The organism is Paenibacillus paludis (assembly GCF_042610515.1).
Classification (GTDB): Bacteria; Bacillota; Bacilli; order Paenibacillales; family Paenibacillaceae; genus Paenibacillus_AQ.
In genome coordinates, this window is the sequence record NZ_JBGJZP010000017.1 from 33,208 (window position 1) to 52,832 (window position 19,625).

At 51.2% G+C, this 19,625-nt stretch carries 23 protein-coding genes and 2 riboswitches; of the genes, 17 read left to right on the forward strand and 6 right to left on the reverse strand.

The annotated features are described in order from the left end of the window. From ACAN56_RS25860 to ACAN56_RS25870, 3 genes are all read left to right on the forward strand, one after another. Window positions 1-903 carry an ABC transporter ATP-binding protein gene (locus ACAN56_RS25860; protein ID WP_379146401.1) on the forward strand — a complete coding sequence of 301 codons (903 nt, stop codon included), beginning with the start codon at window positions 1-3 and terminating at the stop codon, window positions 901-903. Then, a complete protein-coding gene (locus ACAN56_RS25865; RefSeq protein WP_379146403.1) occupies window positions 896-2,185 on the forward strand; it encodes an ABC transporter permease in 1,290 nt (429 codons plus the stop codon). Before ACAN56_RS25860 ends, ACAN56_RS25865 begins: the two co-directional genes overlap by 8 nt. Window positions 2,186-2,447: 262 nt before the next feature. Next, window positions 2,448-2,636 carry a hypothetical protein gene (locus ACAN56_RS25870; RefSeq protein WP_038585425.1) on the forward strand — a complete coding sequence of 63 codons (189 nt, stop codon included), beginning with the start codon at window positions 2,448-2,450 and terminating at the stop codon, window positions 2,634-2,636. Window positions 2,637-2,713: 77 nt separating this feature from the next. Here the strand turns inward: ACAN56_RS25870 and ACAN56_RS25875 are convergent, their stop codons facing one another. Then, on the reverse strand, window positions 2,714-3,166 hold the full coding sequence (locus tag ACAN56_RS25875) for a hypothetical protein (protein ID WP_342438208.1): 453 nt from the start codon (window positions 3,164-3,166) through the stop codon (window positions 2,714-2,716). Window positions 3,167-3,194: 28 nt separating this feature from the next. Further along, the gene (locus tag ACAN56_RS25880) at window positions 3,195-3,704 is read right to left on the reverse strand and encodes a hypothetical protein (RefSeq protein ID WP_379146406.1); all 510 of its coding nucleotides are present in this window, start codon (window positions 3,702-3,704) and stop codon (window positions 3,195-3,197) included. 124 nt (window positions 3,705-3,828) lie between these two features. Continuing rightward, a riboswitch (cyclic di-AMP (ydaO/yuaA leader) is annotated at window positions 3,829-4,011 on the reverse strand. A 421-nt stretch (window positions 4,012-4,432) separates the two neighbouring features. Continuing rightward, a riboswitch (cyclic di-AMP (ydaO/yuaA leader) is annotated at window positions 4,433-4,621 on the forward strand. A 105-nt stretch (window positions 4,622-4,726) separates the two neighbouring features. Between ACAN56_RS25880 and ACAN56_RS25885 the strand changes: the two genes are divergently transcribed. Then, on the forward strand, window positions 4,727-5,143 hold the full coding sequence (locus ACAN56_RS25885) for a hypothetical protein (RefSeq protein ID WP_038585433.1): 417 nt from the start codon (window positions 4,727-4,729) through the stop codon (window positions 5,141-5,143). 97 nt (window positions 5,144-5,240) lie between these two features. Here the strand turns inward: ACAN56_RS25885 and ACAN56_RS25890 are convergent, their stop codons facing one another. Continuing rightward, a complete protein-coding gene (locus tag ACAN56_RS25890) occupies window positions 5,241-5,483 on the reverse strand; it encodes a glutaredoxin family protein (RefSeq protein ID WP_038585436.1) in 243 nt (80 codons plus the stop codon). Then, entirely contained in the window at window positions 5,480-5,806 is a 327-nt protein-coding gene (gene ytxJ / locus ACAN56_RS25895) for a bacillithiol system redox-active protein YtxJ (RefSeq protein ID WP_341089544.1), read from the reverse strand. The genes ACAN56_RS25890 and ytxJ overlap by 4 nt, the downstream gene beginning before the upstream one ends. Before the next feature lie 195 nt (window positions 5,807-6,001). Between ytxJ and ACAN56_RS25900 the strand changes: the two genes are divergently transcribed. The 7 genes from ACAN56_RS25900 to ACAN56_RS25930 all read left to right on the forward strand — a co-directional run bounded on the left by ACAN56_RS25900 (window position 6,002) and on the right by ACAN56_RS25930 (window position 12,488). Further along, complete coding sequence (locus tag ACAN56_RS25900; RefSeq protein WP_379146409.1) at window positions 6,002-6,724, forward strand: SDR family NAD(P)-dependent oxidoreductase; 723 nt, start codon at window positions 6,002-6,004, stop codon at window positions 6,722-6,724. A 39-nt stretch (window positions 6,725-6,763) separates the two neighbouring features. Next, window positions 6,764-7,399, forward strand: coding sequence for a ThuA domain-containing protein (locus ACAN56_RS25905; protein ID WP_379146412.1), 636 nt, complete (start codon window positions 6,764-6,766; stop codon window positions 7,397-7,399). 136 nt (window positions 7,400-7,535) lie between these two features. After that, complete coding sequence (locus tag ACAN56_RS25910; protein ID WP_379146415.1) at window positions 7,536-9,299, forward strand: spore germination protein; 1,764 nt, start codon at window positions 7,536-7,538, stop codon at window positions 9,297-9,299. A gap of 30 nt (window positions 9,300-9,329) precedes the next feature. Next, the gene (locus ACAN56_RS25915) at window positions 9,330-10,418 is read left to right on the forward strand and encodes a spore germination protein (RefSeq protein WP_379146530.1); all 1,089 of its coding nucleotides are present in this window, start codon (window positions 9,330-9,332) and stop codon (window positions 10,416-10,418) included. Further along, the gene (locus tag ACAN56_RS25920) at window positions 10,415-11,608 is read left to right on the forward strand and encodes a Ger(x)C family spore germination protein (protein WP_379146417.1); all 1,194 of its coding nucleotides are present in this window, start codon (window positions 10,415-10,417) and stop codon (window positions 11,606-11,608) included. The genes ACAN56_RS25915 and ACAN56_RS25920 overlap by 4 nt, the downstream gene beginning before the upstream one ends. A gap of 96 nt (window positions 11,609-11,704) precedes the next feature. Further along, window positions 11,705-12,091 (forward strand): MerR family transcriptional regulator, encoded by a 387-nt coding sequence (locus ACAN56_RS25925; protein ID WP_038585453.1) that lies wholly within the window; start codon window positions 11,705-11,707, stop codon window positions 12,089-12,091. 61 nt (window positions 12,092-12,152) lie between these two features. Further along, window positions 12,153-12,488 (forward strand): thioredoxin family protein, encoded by a 336-nt coding sequence (locus tag ACAN56_RS25930; RefSeq protein WP_379146419.1) that lies wholly within the window; start codon window positions 12,153-12,155, stop codon window positions 12,486-12,488. Window positions 12,489-12,557: 69 nt separating this feature from the next. Here the strand turns inward: ACAN56_RS25930 and ACAN56_RS25935 are convergent, their stop codons facing one another. Then, a complete protein-coding gene (locus tag ACAN56_RS25935) occupies window positions 12,558-13,457 on the reverse strand; it encodes a CHAD domain-containing protein (RefSeq protein WP_038585456.1) in 900 nt (299 codons plus the stop codon). Window positions 13,458-13,668: 211 nt separating this feature from the next. On the opposite strand from ACAN56_RS25935, the gene ACAN56_RS25940 reads away from it, so the two are divergent. Next, window positions 13,669-14,739 (forward strand): lipoate--protein ligase family protein, encoded by a 1,071-nt coding sequence (locus tag ACAN56_RS25940; protein WP_379146422.1) that lies wholly within the window; start codon window positions 13,669-13,671, stop codon window positions 14,737-14,739. Between the two features lie 522 nt (window positions 14,740-15,261). Here the strand turns inward: ACAN56_RS25940 and ACAN56_RS25945 are convergent. Next, entirely contained in the window at window positions 15,262-16,041 is a 780-nt protein-coding gene (locus tag ACAN56_RS25945; protein WP_038585460.1) for a carbon-nitrogen family hydrolase, read from the reverse strand. Window positions 16,042-16,225: 184 nt separating this feature from the next. Here ACAN56_RS25945 and ACAN56_RS25950 point away from each other — a divergent pair, with 184 nt between their 5' ends. The 5 genes from ACAN56_RS25950 to ACAN56_RS25970 all read left to right on the forward strand — a co-directional run bounded on the left by ACAN56_RS25950 (window position 16,226) and on the right by ACAN56_RS25970 (window position 19,483). Next, complete coding sequence (locus ACAN56_RS25950; protein WP_081965658.1) at window positions 16,226-16,657, forward strand: MarR family winged helix-turn-helix transcriptional regulator; 432 nt, start codon at window positions 16,226-16,228, stop codon at window positions 16,655-16,657. Window positions 16,658-16,695: 38 nt separating this feature from the next. Further along, entirely contained in the window at window positions 16,696-17,331 is a 636-nt protein-coding gene (locus tag ACAN56_RS25955; protein ID WP_038585462.1) for a nitroreductase family protein, read from the forward strand. 65 nt (window positions 17,332-17,396) lie between these two features. Further along, entirely contained in the window at window positions 17,397-17,693 is a 297-nt protein-coding gene (locus ACAN56_RS25960; RefSeq protein WP_038585465.1) for a putative quinol monooxygenase, read from the forward strand. A gap of 31 nt (window positions 17,694-17,724) precedes the next feature. After that, window positions 17,725-18,198, forward strand: a complete 474-nt coding sequence (locus ACAN56_RS25965; RefSeq protein ID WP_379146532.1) for a DinB family protein — start codon at window positions 17,725-17,727, stop codon at window positions 18,196-18,198. A gap of 112 nt (window positions 18,199-18,310) precedes the next feature. Further along, the gene (locus ACAN56_RS25970; RefSeq protein ID WP_379146427.1) at window positions 18,311-19,483 is read left to right on the forward strand and encodes a pyridoxal phosphate-dependent aminotransferase; all 1,173 of its coding nucleotides are present in this window, start codon (window positions 18,311-18,313) and stop codon (window positions 19,481-19,483) included. The last annotated feature ends 142 nt before the right edge of the window (window positions 19,484-19,625 follow it).

Here is a 19,625-nt window from a genome sequence, read left to right on the forward strand (position 1 = left end):
ATGGAAGCTTTGAAGCTTGAACAGGTAGTCAAGCAGTATGGAGACAAAACCGCAGTAAACAAAATCAATCTAAAAGTGGAGCAAGGTGAGATTTACGGTCTGCTCGGAGCCAATGGCGCCGGCAAAACAACAACAATGCGCATGGTGCTTGGCCTGATCTATCCCGACGAGGGCAAGATCCTCTACAACGGCAAGTCCTATAGCAATGAACTGCAGCATCTGATGGGCTATCTGCCGGAAGAACGCGGACTGTACCCGAAGGTGAAGGTGAGCGACCAGATTATTTATCTGGCCCGCCTGCGCGGCATGGCAGCAGCCGATGCGGACAAGAGCCTGCGTTATTGGCTGGACCGCTTTGAAGTCCCGGAATATTACAATAAGAAGATTGAAGAGCTCTCTAAGGGGAATCAGCAGAAAATGGGCTTTATCGCCGCGGTTGTCCATAAACCGCAAATCCTGATTCTCGATGAAGCTTTCAGCGGGCTTGATCCCGTCAATGTGGAGCTGCTGAAGGATACCGTTCGCGAAATGCGGGATCAGGGCACCAGCATCCTGTTCTCTACACACCGGATGGAGCATGTTGAGGAGCTATGCCGCAACATTACTATTCTTGACCGTTCCAATACAGTGGTCCAGGGAGATATCCGCGAGATTAAGAAAGGCTACCCGCGCGAGGAGGTTATACTCCGCACAACGGGCGAAGTGGCTGGCCTGGAAAGTATCGCCGGTGTAACTGCCGTCCAGCGGCAGGAACGGGGATATGTTCTTTCGATCCGCGAAATCGGTGCGGCCCAGCGCATTTTGCAGCATGCTGTTGCACAGGGCGAGGTAGAGCATTTTGAGATCAAGGAACCGACGCTAAACCAAATCTTTATTAGAGCGGTAGGTGAATCCAATGAATAAGATGGGGACGATTATCGGTTTTACATTCAAGAATAAAGTAAGAACCAAGGCCTTTCTGATTACTACGCTGATTCTGGTGGTTCTGCTGAGCATCGGGATGAACATTCCGTATATGGTGAAGCTGTTCCAGGGAGACGACGGGTCCGCAAAGAACCAAGTGCAGATCGGAGTCGTGGCAGAGGATGGCAACCGCGTAGCTGAGCTCCTCCAGGCCTATAGTCCGCCTGAGGGCGTGACCCCGGTAACGATCAGTCCATATGCTACTGCCGATGATGCGGCCCTCAAGAAAGGTCTGGACGAGGAAAACATCGAGGGCTATATCACATTGGGTGCACAGAGCGGTGAAGGCATTCCCGCGGTTACCTACTACAGCAAGAACGGTGAGATTGATTCGGATGTGCAAAGCTATCTGCAGAATGCACTGCAGCAAGCCAATACTCAACTGATTGTAGGCGATAAGCTGACTGCGGAACAGGTGGCTGCGATGTACACCCCGGTATCCATTGGTACCCAGCAAATCAGCTCAGAAGGAGCAGGAAATGAAGGTACGGCAGAGGAATCACCGCCAATTATCAACTATGTGATTGTATATGCCCTGCTTATGCTGTTCTTTATGTCGATTATGATGACAGGCAATATGATCTCCGCCGAAATCACTTCGGAGAAAAGCTCCCGTATCATGGAGATCCTGATTACAAGCGCTGCACCACTGACGCAAATGTTCGGCAAAGTGATTGGCATCTTCCTGGTCGGCATCCTGCAAATTGCGATTATCTCCGCAGGCGTAGCTGCCAACCTTATGCTTCCGCATAATGCCAGTATCCTGACCGATTTTGATCTTGATCTGGGGCAGCTGGACATCAGTATCCTTCTATACGGACTGGTACTCTATATTCTGGGCTACTTCCTGTACGCCTTGATGTACGCAGCTGTAGGTTCCATTGTCAGCCGTACCGAGGACCTGGGCCAGGCGATCATGCCGATCCTTATGCTGGGCTTCGTCAATTTATATCTTCCGATGTTCAGCATCTCTGTCCCGGATACCCTGCTCGTTAAGGTAGCAAGCTTTGTTCCATTCACTTCTCCGCTCAGCATGCTGCTGCGTATTGGCGTTGGCGAGGTAGCGACCTGGGAGATTCTGATCTCGATTCTTATCTTACTGGCAACCACCTTACTGTTCGGCTGGCTGGCCGCCAAGATCTACCGCACGGGAGTGCTGATGTACGGCAAACGCCCAAGCATCAAGGAGATCAGAAAAGCGATGAAGGCCTACAAAATTTAATTGGAATCATCAATATAAACCTTTTGAGGAGTGCTTGATTTCATTCAAGGGCTTTTGACAGGAATGGGCATTGCCGGTATGATTGCGTCATTAATCATCTTTGGCAGACATTCTAAACGCGCAAACTAAGAAGTGATCATAGGTTTTACTGAGGAAGCCGCGGTTCGGAAACCGCGGCTTTTTTGCGGCTCCCCGGGAGTTCAGAGCCAAACTGGATCAGTGAAGGTTTATGGTGTATGTTATTTAATAAGGAGTGGTAATCTTGAAAAAAAACAATCAAATCCCCGCGATCCTCGCAGCTTCAATTCTGCTGATTCTGCTCAGCAGCATGCTTAAGCCAGAGGGCTCTACCCTGCTGGGTGTGCTGCAGACGTTAATGCTCGGAGTGGGCTTGCTGGGCTGCTGTACAGCGGCCTGGAGATTCGCCAAAGGCGGCAAGGGCAAGAGCTGAGTATAAATAGAAAAGGCCGCAGCACTATGCTGCGGCTTTTTCATGCGCTTTGACAAGTTGCTATATTCCATACGCAGCTATACAACAAACAAGTTTGCTTCAGGCCGCAACGTTTCCAACCGGCACATTTGCTCGCGCACATGTCTCAGCCGGGTTTTCAGCACTGGCACGCTTTGCTCAAGAATGGTGCTGATTGCCGGCAGAGGCAGCAGCATGCCGTACCATAACACCTGCACAATCTGATCCTCCCAGGCTAATCCATTGGAAACAAAGAGGCTGCACTCCTCTGCAGCCCGGGAGCATTGCTGAATGCACTCCCGGTACGCATCCAGAGAGAAAGGCTGCGGGATGAAATCATCATGAAGGTACCGGGTATAAAGCTCAGTGAAGGTCTTCATCGCAGTCTTTTCAGCAACGGCACCCTCTCCCAGCAGCAGACTGGTGAGTGCATAAATATTTCCGGTGTTCTTTTGGACATATTCCGCAAACCCGCTGGCAGCTGTCCATTCCGGGGATAATGGGTCTGGCATGTCTTCACGTTCCTTTCTGAATAAGAAATTATAAGATGGAGAAATAAGCGATGGATCTGTCCATTAGCTCGGCTATGTCCGGTTCCTGCCAGCTGCCTTTATGCAGCAGGGAACTTGAAGGTTTATAGTACATCCGTCTGAAGGGGGGCGTACCGCCGGCCCCAGCTGTACGGGAATAGGGAACCATTTGCAGATGTGACGTGACGACCTTGCCTTGCAGCTTGGCTTTTAAATCCAGCAGGGCCGTTTGCACGATTTCTTGCTGACCCGGCTCCCACTGCGCACCTAGCTGCTGTACAATTTCTATGGCTTCTTCCAGCCTGTGATTGCGTATACTTCTCAGAAAGCTGCTCCATTTAATGACGTCAAAATGATCGCCTTCCGCAGACAGTATCCCCGCTCCCCAGCTGCACCCAGCCTTGCACGTAAGCTTCAGCACACCATACCGGCATTTGCCGGATGACTCCGCGGCATGATGGAATGGCCAGGGGGCATCGAATACAAACACTTCTATACGTAACAGCCTGCGCTGGTTCATTTCGTTTTCCCTCCTACCCATTTATAAGCTGCAGCCTCAGCACAAAAAACCGCAGCAGAGGAGGACCTCTGCTGCGGTTTTGGTACAGGCTTAAATACACCTGGCGCAAAAACGTGGCGGATCAAGGTTCTCTCTAGTCGCTTACGGGGTTAGCTGTCGGATTCGGACGGTGAGAGTCGCCCTACCTAATGAGACCACAGTCTCCTTCGGATTCACCCCAAGAAAGATTCTTATCTTCCAGGTAAGGCCCTGCGGGCCTGATGGTTCCCCCGTTTCCCGCACTGCGGGAATTCAGCGTTCATATCGCATTTCATGCATTGGATTCAAACCGAATCATACTCTTTTCGCATGAGCTTTGTAAAAAGGAAAAAACATTCTTCTGAGCCGATTTTCAGGGAATTCTGGCAAAGGAAACGGTAAGATGCGCTAAAAGGGTGTTTATCAACGGTTTTCGGCTTTTTATCTCGTGCATACGACTACTTTTGATTTAGGGTGATCAGAGCACAAAAGGCAATTTACTCAACATTGGGTGAATAAAATCACAACGCTGAATGCTTTTCCGCAAATCGTTGATAAGCCGAGTAAATAAGAGGAATGATGAGATTGAGGCTTAAGTAAGCGCTACCTGATCTGGATTGGGTTTACTAAATGCATTATTTTGGCAGGTTTGGCGGTTTACAAGGCCGTGACCGCCAGAGTATGATTACTTCTGTTTACTACACAATCGAATACGCAGTCCGCTTAATTTCCGTTATGGAAAGCGGGGGAACCAACAATCGGCAGCCGATGTGAGAGTCGGAGCCGGTTATGGGGTGAATCCTGTGAAAGTGCGAGAGAATGCTCGCATGGATACAGGTAGGGCGACTCTCACTGCCCGAATCCGACAGCTAACCTCGTAAGCGTATTAGAGAGGATGAGCACAATGTGACCGCTAATTGGACCACAGAGGGAATTCCTTTGTGGTTTTTTGCTGTGTTCGTACGAGAAATGAATGGAAGTCCTAGGCCGGAGGAGAGGAAGATATGGCGAATTCGGAAGAATATGTACTCATTAACGCTCCGACTAAAGCGGGGGAGCATTTTATCAAAATCTTAAAGTTCAGAGGCTACAAGATCGCAGGAATCGCCAACAATGCGGCGGAGAAGCGGCGTCTGGAGGAGCTGGGAATCGAAGTCAATCTTGTGGTGGATACACATCATCAGAATACATGGTTCCGACCCTCTTTTCCGGTAGGCAGAGTATTTCTGTTCGAGAGCAGTGTGACCTTATGCTGCCGGTATATCCAGATGTGCCGGACCTGGACGACAAAACCAATATACGTAATTACGACTTCGATGAATCCCAGACTGGTCTATAAAGGACTTGGAGCGGATTCCGTCATCTATTCCCACAGCGGAAATGTCTCTTTTCTGGCGGATGTCTCAACGAATCCAGGATAAGGCCATATAAAAGGGCAAATAAAAGGCATCCCCTGGACAGAGGTCCAAGGAGATGCCTTTTTCAAAATATAAATATTTATATGCCTCACGCTATGAATTATTCAGCAGTTGCTCCAATAAGCTCCTTAAGTTCGGAAACGTTGAAGCCTTTGACTGCGCGGCCTTCGTACACAGTAACAGGCACACCCATGAAGCCCAGCTTCTCGACTTCTTCCTGATACACTGTACTTGTCATAACATCACGCACCTCGAAGCTAACATCTTGCTCGGTCAGCCACTGTTTCACTTGATTACAGTCGCTGCATCCTGTGGTGGAATAGACAATAACCGGCTGGCTCATTGGCTCACAGCTGCCTTGATGGCGTCCCGGGTGATTTTCCAATGGGAGGTGTTCCAGCGCACTTCGCCGTCTTCGAGCAGGAAGATCTGCGGAGATTCATGCTTGATCCCGAAATCTTCGGCAATCTGATTGGACAACGGACGGTCTTCAATCACATGGACAATGGCAGCTGGAGTCTCGGAGCCTTGCGCATAGGCTGTGAATTCCTCGTTGGCCTTGGCGCTGATCGGGCAGGTAGTGCTATGCTTGAAAAGCAGTTTTTTACCTGGTTGCGCAACATATTGCTGCAGTTCTTCCAGAGTATGAAGTTGTTGGATAGACATCGGTATCTCACCTTCCTATAAGTACTTGTAACTACGATTGTAACATAGTTCAAAATTAAATCAAAAGGAAGTTAGAGCACCTCTTTCAGCGGAATTACAGTCCCATGAAGGACGTTGAAAAAACGTGACTGCCATGCTAATGTGAGAGAGATGCCGCGTGTATCCTGAAGAATCGTAAAGGGTGTGTCCATAATCATGAAAAGGGTTGCTTTTGTTACCGGTGCTGACCGAGGTTTAGGTTTTTTTCTGGCAAGCTGGCTTCTAGAGAACAAATATTCCGTATTTGCCGGTCAGTATATGAAGGAGTCGGAATCGCTGGACGCACTGAAAAAGCAGTACCCGGACCGATTAACTCTGATCCCGCTGGATATCGGCGACCGTGAGAGTGTCAAGCAAGCGGCACGCAGCATTTCGGGCAGTACCGCTCATGTTGATATGATTATCAATAATGCCGGTATTATTCATAGAGCCGATGATGCCACGATGCTTGTTGATATGGACGATGAAGCCATGGCTCACATTTATAATGTAAACACGCTTGGTTCTTTAAGGGTCAGTAATGAATTGATGGGCCTGTTAATGCAGAGCAAGCAGAAATTGATTGTTAATATCTCCTCAGAAGCCGGAAGCATTGGCCGGAACAAACGGATTAATATGTACGGATACTGTATGTCCAAAGCAGCGCTTAATATGCAGTCCTCCCTGATGCACAACCATTTGAAGGTGATGGGCGGGCAGGTTATGGTCTTTCACCCCGGCTGGCTGCAGTCCTATATGAATGGTGAGAAGGCTCTGGAGGCACCTATTTCTCCTGAAGAGTCGGCGCGTAAGATTATGAATATCGTGCAGGAGCACAAGAAGTATATGGGTGAGGAGCCGGCTTATCTCGACCTGGACGGCAATGCCTGGCCCTGGTAACTATACACTAAGAGAAGCAGGAAGAGAGGCGGGAAGAACATGTCTGAAGGGAAAGCACTTGCACTTGGCAGCTACAGTGAGGTGAAATACCATCCTTTTGCCGGTGTGGATCACGAGATTAAGCGCATTCTGTCACCTGATCTGCAGGTGGAGGCTTCCGAAGATTACAGTCTCCTGAACAAAGACAACCTTGAGGGATTGAAGCTGGTTATCGCCTATACCGAATTTTCCGATCAGAAAATAGCCCTGGAGCAAAGTGCCGCTTTGCTGTCTTATGTAGCGGGGGGCGGAGGTCTGCTCGTTGTACATAACGGAATCTCCCTGCAGCGGAATCAGGAGCTGGGCGCCATGCTGGGCGCGCATTTCACCCATCATCCGGAATACACCTCTCTGCATATGAAAATACCGGCACCCGGGCATCCCATTATGCAGGGGATCAGCGAGTTCGTCATTGAGGACGAGCCGTACTACTTTGAAATGCATCCTTATTTTGAGACGACTGTGCTGGCAGAGTACCTTCATGAAGGGGCCATGCGTCAGGCAGCCTGGTGCCATGAGTTCGGACTTGGCCGTGTAGTTTATCTGATGCCGGGGCATCATTTGCCGTCCTTCTCGGTAGAGCCGTTCCGCCAAATGATCCGCCAAGGCGGAATGTGGGCAGCGGGTCTGCTGTAACTCCTATCTTTGAATCGTTTTCGCACATCATAACAGCTGCACGTTCCCCAAGAGGAGCATGCAGCTGTTTTTTTGATGTATGAATGTTCCAGCTTCGGTCAAAATAGGGTTACGAATAAAAAGGGGGACGCATGGAATGTGGAAGATGCTATGGGATCTTGTGCCCGGCTGGAAGATGCTGTTTCAAGGTTTTATCATCTTCATCGTTCCGGTTGTCTTAACCCGCCTAATGATCTGGCTCCGAATGAAAGAGGGCAAGGCGAGCACCCGGGGAATGCGGGCTGAAGGCAAAAAAGGCGGGGGTGTTCCAAGCTCCGAAGATACGGGGGAGGCCGATCAGACCAGCGTCGCTGTGGAGAATAAAAAATCCGCCGCACCCGCACTCCCTGTTCAAAACAACGCTGGACAGGCCACTCCTTCCCTGACCTATACCGGAGAGTTCCAACATGATGTTCAGTCCTTCAGGGAGATAAGTACCGATATGTCCGACGTCAATGTCAGAGAGCTGCGCATCGGAAGCCTGGGAATCAAGGCGGCGCTGTTTTTTGTGGATGGACTTACAGACAAGGAAGGCATGGACCAGAACATCCTGATGCCCTTGATGAACACGGTGCGGCCCTTTGAAGGCATGAGTACAGCCCCGCCAGCAGAGATATTGAAAGGAATTATCGTGCATCAGGTAGTACAGGTCTCGGAAATTGAATATACCGACCAGCTGAGACTCTCGCTGCAAAAGGTATTGTTCGGCTCTGCGGTATTGTTAATTGACGGAATGTCGGAGGTTTTTGTACTAGGTACCCCGAAAGGCAACACAAGAAGTGTGGAGGAGCCGATATCGGAGGCGCTTCTGCGCGGTCCGCGGCTGGGTTTCAATGAAACGCTCAGTGATAACACGGCGATGCTGCGCAGACACGGGCAGAGCACGGAGCTGGCAATGATTTCTTTTACAGTGGGAGAGCGAATTGAGAAGGAACTGGTGCTGACCTATCTCAAGGGCGTCGCCAACGATGAGCTGATTAAGGAAATCACCCGGAGAATCAAGACGATCAATATAGATGATGTCCAGGAATCAGGATATTTGGAACAACTCATGGAAGACAACTACCTCAGCCCCTTTCAGCAGATCCAGAACACAGAACGCCCGGACCGGGTCATGGCGGCGCTGCTGGAGGGAAGAGCGGCCATTCTTCTGGACGGCACGCCGTTTGCGCTGATAATGCCGACTACCTTCGGAATGCTGCTGCAGTCACCGGAGGATTATTATGACCGCTGGTTTTCGGGTACACTGCTGCGGCTCCTGCGTTTTTTTGCCGCATCGGTCTCGTTGTTTGCTCCGGCGCTCTACATTTCTTTTCTCTCGTTTCATCCCGGGCTGATTCCTACCAAACTGGCGATTTCAATCATCAGCTCCAGGCAGGGCGTCCCCTTTGCTACACTGATTGAAGCGCTGATTATGGAAATCTCTATCGAAATATTGCGTGAGGCCGGCCTGCGCCTGCCCAAACCCATTGGACCGGCCATGGGCATTGTCGGGGGTCTGATTATCGGCCAGGCAGCGGTAGAGGCGGGGATTGTCAGTCCGATTCTGGTCATTGTCGTTGCGGTTACAGCGATCTCCTCTTTCTCGATTCCCATGTACAGTGCGGGGATTACCTTGCGCTTTCTCCGTTTCCTGGCGATGTTTTTCGCTGCTGTATTCGGGCTTTACGGTGTCGTTATGTTTTTCCTCCTGCTCAGCAGCCATTTGATTAAACTGAAGAGCTTCGGGGTTCCCTATTTAAGCATGGTTACTCCCTACAGGATGAGCGACCTGCGCGATTTTATTATCCGCATCCCCCTGCAATTGATGAAGCGCCGTCCGGCATTGCTGCAGCCCAAGGATCCAATACGTAAAAAATAAACCACAACTCAGGAGATCGAGGTGAGAACCATGAATGCGAAAGTACAGGATAGCATCACGACGAGCCAAGCGACCATTATTATGGTCAATTACATCCTCGTAGCAGGCGTATTCACCCTTCCCCGGACAACTGTACAGGCTGCCGGCACTCCTGACGTGTGGATATCGCTTATTGTGAGTGCCCTGCTGTCCATGGTGGCCGGCATGGTAATTGTGCTGCTTAGCCAGCGGTTTCCGGGCAAGACCTTTTATCAGTACAGCAGAATTATTATCGGCAAGCCGCTTGCAGCGATTCTGGGAGTGGTCATCGCCGCGTATTTTCTATGTATTTCCGGATATGAGCTGCGTTCGATGCAGGAGGTGACCGGATTCTTTCTGCTGGAGGGAACGCCCAACTGGGCGGTTGCCTCCCTATTCCTGTGGGTTGCACTTTATTTATGCAGAGGGGGAATCAATGCGCTGTCCCGGATGTGCAGGCTGATTGCCCCCATGGCCGGGGCAATTTTCTTCGGGGTTTGTCTGCTTAGCCTGAAAATATTTGATATAGACAATCTCCGTCCGGTGCTCGGGGAGGGACTGGGTCCGGTATGGAGAGGTACTAAGCCGACAGCGCTGACTTATACGGCAGGTGAAGCCCTGCTGTTCCTGGTAGCCTTTATGGAAAAACCAAAAAAAGCAGGACGTGTGCTTGTTGTAGGGACATTGATCTCTATGATCTTTTATGTTGTTGCTGTTGTGATGACGATAGGGGCATTCTCTGTAGAGGGTGTGGTTACCCGGACATGGCCCTTCATCGATCTGATCCGCAGCTTTGAGGTGAACCTGCTGTTTGAACGTTTCGAATCCTTGCTCATGGTCATCTGGATTATGCAAATTTTCTGTACCTTCTGCATTTCCTTCTATGGGGCGGCACTGGGGATTTCGCAAATCTTCAACAAAAAGCTCGACCATTGTCTGTTCGCCTTACTTCCGTTTGTTTATTTTATTACGGAAACTCCTCCGAATATCAACGGCCTGTTCGCATTCGGCACCAGCCTGGGCAATTGGGCCATTTTACTGTTCGGATTATTTCCGCTGCCGCTGCTGCTTATAGCTCATTTCAGGAGAGCCGGATCATGAAGCGAATCCTTCTGCTTGCCGTGCTTCTTATTCAAAGTATAGGGTTATCCGGCTGCTGGAGCAGCTCGCCCATCGAGAATTTAAACATGGAGGTGGCCGTGGCGCTCGACGTAGCGGATGAAACGCCGATCGAAGAGGATTTTGAGCACGAGGGTGGGGGTTACCCGAAGCATAAACGAATGTCCTGCACCTACCAATTTATCGTACCCCAAGGTTCAGTGGGTTCCAAAAAAGAAGGCGCATCCTCCAGAAATTTCTATAATATGACTGAAACCGGAGACTCCATCTTCGAGGCGGTCCGTGAACTGTCGCTGCGTACAAACCGTCCTCCGATCGGACATCATCTGAAAGTCATCGTCATCGGCGAGCAGCTGGCCCGTTCTACCAAGCTCTCAGAGCTGATTGATTTTTTCAGCCGGGATAATGATATCCGCCCCAGTGTGCTGATTCTCGTCAGCAAGGGAAAGGCCAGTGATGTGCTGAACAACGTGCTTCCGGGCCAGACACCGGCGTTTGTACTGGAGGGGATATTTGGCAACCGGGACCGGAACCTGCGGATCTGGGAGCCAGTGTCTATCGCCAAGGCCGCAGGTCCCCTGCACGGGAAGACCACCTTTATGTTGCAGAATGTCATTGCTGCGAAGAATGAGATGAAATTTGCCGGAGCCGGTGTGATCAAGGGGGAGACGGGCAAGCTGCAAGGCTTCTTAAACGAGGAGGAGCTGGAAGGTGTGGTCTGGCTTACGGGAAAAGGGAAAGGCGGAGTGCTTAAGACCACTGAGGATGGCAGCGGCAGGCTGATTACTTATGAGGTTAAGTCCATGGGCAGCAAAATCAAGGCTAAGGTCGAGGAAGGTAACATCTCTTTTGCCGTGAAAATCGAGTCTACAGGCAGATATGCTGAGACTTTCGCTCATGGAGGACAAAAGCTGGACGCTGCTTATATGAAGCAGGATGAACTGGTGCTGCAGGATAAGGTAAAGGAAATGGCCGGAGCCTCTGTGGAGACAATGCAGCAAAAGCTGCATGCCGATGCCGCAGGATTCGGCAAAACCCTGCGTATTCAGCATCCTGCTGTATGGAGAAAGGTGAAAGGAAATTGGGATGACACCTTTAGCCGGGTTCCGATAACCATTGATGTCAAGCTGCATATAGAGGAATACGGGGCTTCCGGGACTTCCACCGAATAAAGCACGGTTATTCAAGAAAGTCCTTGACCCTTACACTGGTGTCAGGGTTTATACTTGGAATAGAAGTTCTCATGAACCCCGGGGAGAATGAATGCTATGAAAATAGGTGAACTTGCAGCACAGACGGGCGTCAGTGTCCGATCACTGCGTTATTATGAGCGTCAGGGGCTTATCGCTCCCCTCCGCCAGGCGAATGGATACCGGGAGTATTCAGCGCTTGCTGTAGAGACGGTGGAGACGATTAAGCTGTATTTAAATTTGGGTTTGTCCACGGAAGAGATTTCCGGTTTTCTGCACTGCGTGCTGAAGAATAAAGAAGCGTTCTGCGCGGAAGTGATGCCGCTATACCGCAGCAAGCTGGAGGAGATTGAGCGCCAGATTGTGCAGCTCAGCCAAATTAAGCTGAACCTGCAGCAGCGGATGGCCTCCATCCAGCAGGAACGGCTGGAGGCAGAGGCAGCTGTTAATTCGCTGTCTGAATGAAGTTCTGTCAAATTATGTACTTTTTGTATTATTCGGGATATACACATGGGAGGAACTAACGATGGCTATTATCAATGCAGAGAAAACTGAGGATCTAAGAGCCGAGCTAAGAGGCAGCGGGACCGTACTGGTTGATTACGGAGCGCCGTGGTGCGCGCCTTGCAAGATGCTGCTGCCTGTTCTGGAGGAGCTGAATGACGAGTATGGAGACAGTGTGGCTATCGTTAAGGTGAACTGTGATGAATTGCCTGAGCTGGCGGGGGAGGCTGGAGTCATGGGCCTGCCTACGGTGATTGTGTATAGCGGAGGACAACCGGTGGAGAAGCTGGTCGGTCTGCGTCCTAAATCGGCCTACCAGGGTGTATTGAACAAGTATGCGGCTGTAAGCAACAGATAAGAGAATAAGAGGCAGTGAGCGGCATGCCTAGCATGCGCTTCCTGCCTCTTCCTATGTCTATTTATGAATTCAAAGTGACTTGGCTTTCTCTGTAACGGGAACAACCTCATTATGATGCAATGCCTCCAGCACTTCGGTCCGAAGAGCATCTGTGAACTCATTCCACGTTTTTTTGCCAACACCCAGCTCATCGCGTCCGATGGAATTCAGTGTTTCCAGCCACACGCGTTTGTCATTAATTTCGCCAAGCTGCTCCTGGATCTGTTTATAGATCTCCTCATGGGCATGGAATTTCTGGTTGAGTGCGAATGCGGCCGCATTGGCCGTATAGCGCAGCTCCTTGGCGGCGATCCGCAGCTCATGCAGTGCGTCGAAGGCTTCCTGTGATTCGGCCCCGGGACCTTTGAATAGGGTTTTGCATGTTTTTTTCTTCTGCTCAAAAGCTACTTCAAGTTCGCGCATGACGACGTTTACATCTCTTTTCGCTGCCAGCGGCTCAAGCGTGCTGCTCCGAAAAGCTTCCCATAACCCGTCCAATTCCTTGCCGGCCAGCTTTGGGAGCTCAGCCTCCAGCTTCTTGCGGTATTCCTTCCGCTTATCCTTCTGGTGTTTGATGACCGCCTTCAGCAGTTCGGCAGTTTTCGCCTCGCCGGCTTCCTTGGCGCGCTTGCGTCTTTCCTTGAAAGATTCAATAAGAACATCTGCATCCCTGACCTTACCCAGCCTTTTCTGGGCCTGCTTGAATACGTTGTACAGCTCGGCTGCGGCGGAATGATCCGGGTCGAGAATGGACAGCAGGGTCAGCAGCTTGCGGCTGTTGACTCTGGCTTGATGAATATCCTCGTCATCAAAGTTTTTGAGCGCGTCTTTGCTGTAGTCCCTAAAGTTGATAAACAGCTTGTGCATCGCCTGTTCCCACTGCCTGGTCTTGCTTAACTGCCTGTCCTTCGCAAGTTGTTCGACTGTCATGCGGCATCACTCCTCAAGGTTGTGTATAGCATGAGCTTCAGCGCTTAATCTTGCCGCTGATTGAAACTTGTTATGGTAATAGGATAACGGTATCCTGCAGCTATTTCAAATGCTGAACTCACGCTTTGCCTTCGCGCCAGGCTGCGGATCGGTTACAATATGACTATTGGTTCGGACAAAGGTTAACATTCAATAGGTACTCGGGGGATGAATGATGATCAATAAAGGAATTAACAGAGCAGAATCGGGCGCGGAGCGCGCTCTTCCGAATGTAATGGTGCTGTTTGAGCATTTGTCAGAAGATGACGGGAAGGCTGCAAAATATGGCGGAAGTGGGGCTGCTGAAGGTGGAGCGGTGACGGAACATGCTGTGAGGTCAGGAGATGCGGGAGAAGCGGAACATGTTATGTTGGCCGGAGATGCCGGGAAGCCGGAGCATGCTGTGACGTCAGGAGATGGTGGAGAGGCGGAGCATGCTGTGATGGCCGGAAATGCGGGAGGCATGCTGGTTCCCTTTGCATTTGAGGAGACGCTGTGCCGGGACATTGGAGCGGGACTGGCCCCTCCAGCCCTGCATCTCTGGAGTCATCCCGCAGGTGTTGCACTGGGCCTGCGGGACAGCAAGCTACCCCGCGCAGATGAGGCGATGGCCAGGCTTGAGCGGCGCGGGTTTCGTACAGCGGTCCGTCACTCCGGCGGGGCTGCCGTGCCGCTGGATGCCGGGATCGTCAATGTGGCGCTGGTCCTTCCCAAAACTCCGGGCAAGCTGGATTTTCACGACGATTTCCGGCTGCTGGCTTCCCTGATTCAGGAAGCCGTAGCGGTAAGCCATCCGCAGGCTGCGGCGTTGATCCAGGCCGGAGAAATCACCGGTTCCTATTGTCCCGGTGATTTCGATCTGGCTATCGGCGGCCGCAAGTTCTGCGGCATTGCCCAGCGGCGGCAGAGCAGCGCGTATTTCGTTCACGCGTTCGTTGTGGTCTCCGGCTCCGGGCAGGAGCGCGGGGAGCTGATCCGCGGATTCTATGAGACTGCGTCCGGCGGGGACGAGTCTTTGTCTTATCCGCGGGTCCGCCCGGAGACCATCGCTGCGTTAAGCGAACTCGGCGGGCCGGCTTCGGCGGCGGTGTTCTCTTCAGGCATCCGGCAGGCGATATCCGGGTGCGGAGTGCAGCTTAAACCGGCTGCCCTCCTCAGGGAGGAGACCGGTTATGACTTGCAGTATGCGGATCAGCGTGTGCTGGAAGCGGCACGGGTGCTGCGGGAACGTTATGCCCGCTGAGATCTGTGCGTCTGCAGGGATTCAGCTTGAATTTGAACTGGGGTTTGAGTTTGGGGTTTGGGTATGGCGATTCCGGCCAAACCCCGCAAAAGGTGCTGCAAGACAGCTGCTTTAAGCAGCTGCAGCAGCACCTTTTGTTATGGGGTGATAAGGAGCCGCAATGTTACTGATATAAGCTGAGCTGAACGCAAGTTTGCAACTAATACCGTGCCCATGCTAACCGCACAGTGTCCACGATAATAAGAGGCACTGCTAAGGCGATAGCTGTACTCCATACAACTAAAACCTGACCTTTTAGGCCTGGCAAGGAGATAACTGCACTCTGTACACTTAAAAAGTGTCGAACCGGCCCAAACATAGCTTTCCGGAATTTTTAATTGCAGGAAATACACTTATTTCCAAATAATCTCCATTTTGGACCTGATTAGTTGCAGTAAATACATCTAAATGGTGCGGTGTAATGAGACCGCTGTTTTGTTCAAATTATATAATTCTTGTTTCGGCTTTTCCTGCGGGCAGCGGCTACGTATACAGCTCCGGCCGTCTGTCGGAGAAGATCGGAATCTGCTGTCTTACCTCCCGCACCTTCTGCAAATCAATGACGCCGCTCAGGATTTCCTCGCTTTCTCCGGCCTCACATATAATGTCGCCCCACGGATCAATGATCATGGAATGCCCGGCGAAAATATTCGCCGGATCAGCCCCGGCGCGGTTGCAGGCGACGACGTAGCATTGGTTTTCGATTGCCCGGCTGATCAGCAGGGCACGCCAGTGGGACAGCCGGGGCAACGGCCATTCGGCGCTGATGAACAGCACCTCCGCTCCGAGTGCCGTATGGGCGCGCACCCACTCCGGGAAGCGGATATCATAGCAGATCAATCCGGCGCATAACGAGCCGTCCAGGCTGAACAGCCCCTTGGCTTCTCCCGGCTGAAGATACAGGTGCTCATCCATCAGGCGGAACAGATGCAGCTTGCTGTATTCCCCGGCAAGCCCGCCATTACGGCCAAAAACGAACATGCTGTTGGTGATCCCGGCAGCCTGCTTGTTGGCCACGGAACCGGCAACGATGTTGATGCCATATTCGCGGGCCAGGCCGGAAATAAAGTCCTTCGTAATCTGCCCCTCTGGATCGGCAATTTCATCAAGCCGTGTTAGATCATATCCGGTCGTCCATAATTCAGGGAGAATGAGGCAGTCAGGACGAGTTGCTGCGGCCTGGCGTATTTTGTGTTCAGCCGCTACATAATTTGCCTCGGGTTTGCCAAATGCTATATCGAGCTGAATCAGGGAAATTTTCATATTTCCTGCCTCCTCTTTCATTATTACTGATAAATTAGTTGACGGGTCAACCATATCGGTGTAAACTGATTTTTATCAAAAGGATTTTGCGCAATATATTTGCGTTAGTGTATTCTTTTTGAAGCCAGTTTTGCACAAAGCAATCCACAATAGTGGAGCTTATAAAACTTTAAGGGGGTTAATTTTGACTGAACATCTGCCTGAGGAAGAAGAGCAAATATTAGAACTGCTGCAGGCGCTTAACAAGGGAATCAGCCCCAAGTTTGAACGTTGTGCAGGCATCAGCCCTACGCGGCTCCGCCTGCTTCACGAGCTGTTTCAGGTTGCAGAAATTAGCCAGATTTCGCTGCAAAAGGAAGTCGACATTGATGCTGCAGCTGTCACCCGCCATTTGAAGGGGCTGGAGGATAACGGCATGATCTCCCGCCGCAACAATCCTGCCGACAACAGGGTGACTTTGGTCTCGCTCACTGAACAAGGACGGGAGAAAATCCTCTCCTACAAGGAGGAGAAGATCCGGTTCCTCCGCTCATTGCTCACCGGATTTGAAGGGCAGGAGCTCAAAGTGCTTATAGATATGCTTACCCGGCTGCAGCAAAACATCGATTTACTGTAGCCTGACTTATATACCAATTATAAAGGAGATTATTACAAATGAATGCTACCAGAACCAACGATTTCAATTCTATTATTACAGGCCGCCGCTCGGTCCGCAAATATGATACCTCTGTCAAAATCAGCAAAGAGGAAATGACCGAGATTCTAACTGAGACTACACTGGCTCCTTCCTCGGTCAACATGCAGCCTTGGCGCTTCCTCGTGATCGAAAGTGCGGAAGGCAAAGCCAAATTGGGTCCTATCGCCCGCTTCAATCAGGTGCAGGTAGAAACCTCCGCAGCAGTTATTGCCGTATTCGGCGACTTGAACAATTTTGATTATGCTGAACAGATTTACGGTACAGCTGTTGAGCGCGGACTTATGCCTCAGGATGTGAAAGAGAACCAATTAACCCGTCTGGCCAGCCATTTCGCAACACTGCCAGCAGATGTGAACAGAGAGACTGTGATGATTGACGGCGCATTGGCTTCCATGCAGCTGATGCTGGTTGCCCGTGCCCACGGCTATGATACAAACCCTATCGGCGGATTCGAAAAGGATCAAATTGCTGAAGTCTTCGGCATGGACAAAGACCGTTACATCCCGGTTATGCTGATTTCGATTGGCAAAGCGGATGGAGAAGGATACGCATCCGTCCGTCTGCCGATTGACACTATTGCTGAGTGGAAATAAGAGCATAAGCTCCCGAATTCAGTTACGAAGTTCATTCTGACAAAACCATTTGGAGGAACAAAACTATGATCATTATCCACGCTTTAATGCAAGTGAACCCCGAACGTGAGGAGCAGTTCCTGGCTGAAGCTAAGACGTTGCTTGCAGCAACCCATGAGGAAGAGGGCAACCTCTCTTATGAGCTGTACAAGCACGCCGCGCAAGAGAATGTATATATTATGGTCGAAACCTGGCGCGATGCAGCTGCTGTAGGCAGCCATAACACAAGCCCGCATTTCACGGGATTTGCCGCTAAGGCAGGCGAGTTTCTGACTGCGCCGCTGGATGTGAAGGTATACAACGGCGAGCTGTTGCAGCAATAAGGGCAATGTAACAAGTGGGGAGGGATAGGGAATCGTTCATGCAAAGGATGTTCTGGCCAATCAGTTACTAGCCAATGCCAATGATCCAAGCTGGTATTCTCCGTTCGCGCAGGCGGTAGAGGGTTTAGCAGAGGAAGAAGCCTTTTGGAAGCCTGACGGGAACAGCAACAGTATCGCTGAAATTACGCAGCATCTGCTGTATTGGAACAATGCCTGGCAAACCAGATACCATCTGGGCCGGGTAGATGCTGTCCCTCCGATTGAGGATAACAACAGCAGTTTTGTCATACCGGAGGGCACAGCCTTTGATCAGTTGAGAACGAAGCTGCTGGAGGTGCTGCTTGGTTGGCAGCCGCTGCTGCAGGAAGACAGACTTGAGGCAAAAGTGGCAGGGTTTCCTGTGCCAGCGGAATGGTGGGAGATTATCAGCAACGCGGCAATGCACAATGCCTATCACATTGGTCAAATCGTTTTTGTCCGAAAGCTTATTGGCAGCAGGGAATAACTGTAGCCAGGAAGAAAAGAGCACTCCATCCACCAGGAGGCTCTTTTTTTTGTATTATAATATGAATGACGATTACAGCAAGTAACCTCTGAGGAAAGGGTGACCATTGCCAGTGAATATTTTTGAGCCTTCCGATGTGCTGAATGCTTTGCCCAAGCAGTTTTTCGCCGCGCTGGTTGCCAAGGCCAGCCTTGTCGCCGCCGCAGGACATGATGTGATCCATCTTGGACAGGGGAATCCCGATATGCCTACACCGGCCCACATTGTAGAAGCACTGCAGGCGGCAGCGGCTAACCCGCTGAACCACAGGTATCCGCCGTTTCGCGGCCACAGCTATCTCAAGGAAGCTGCAGCCAGCTTTTATAAGCGGGAGTACGGAGTGGAGCTGGATCCGCAGCAGGAGATCGCCATTCTGTTCGGCGGAAAAACCGGGCTGGTTGAAGTGGTGCAGTGTCTCCTCAATCCGGGGGATATAGCACTTGTGCCGGATCCCGGATATCCTGATTACTGGTCAGGCATCGAGCTGGCCCGGGCGGTCATGGAGAAGATGCCGTTGACTGCGGAACATGGATTTCTGCCCGTTTACGGGGACATCAGCCCGGAGCTAGCCGCTAAGGCCAAGCTGATGTTCCTCAATTATCCGAACAATCCTACCGGTGCGGTAGCTACGGAGGATTTTTTCGAGCAGACCGTGAGCTTCGCGGCAGAACACAGGATTTGTGTTGTGCATGATTTCGCTTATGCTGCCATCGGGTATGATGGACAGAAGCCGCGCAGCTACCTGCAGACGCCGGGGGCCAAGGAGAACGGCATTGAGATCTATACTTTGTCAAAAACCTATAATATGGCTGGCTGGCGTGTGGCTTTTGCTGCCGGTAACGCCAGCGTTATCGAGAGTCTGAACCTCTTGCAGGATCATATGTACGTGAGCCTGTTCGGGGCAGTGCAGGAAGCAGCTGCGGCTGCGCTGCTGGGACCACAGGATGCTGTCCGGGATAATCTGGACCGCTACGAGTCGCGGCGCAACCTCTTAATCGGCGGCTTGCGGAAGATTGGCTGGAAGGTGGAGGCACCTAAGGGCTCGTTTTTTGCCTGGCTGCCGGTTCCGGAAGGCTATACCTCACAGAGTTTTGCCGATTTGCTGCTGGAGAAGGCGCATGTGGTGGTAGCTCCCGGTATTGGTTTTGGCGCTTATGGCGAAGGTTATGTGCGGGTTGGGCTGGTGAGCGATGAAGCACGGCTTGCAGAAGCGGTGGAACGGATAGCGGGACTGAAGCTTTTTTGATCCGGTTTATCCATAACGATTAGAGGGATGATATGAGGCGATTTTGTATGAGGCATTTGCGTGTGCGGGTAGCGGCTGTTTATAAGTAAATCCTGAGGGGTATCTAACCTTAGCCCGATCAGAGACCTATGTGCACCTGAGA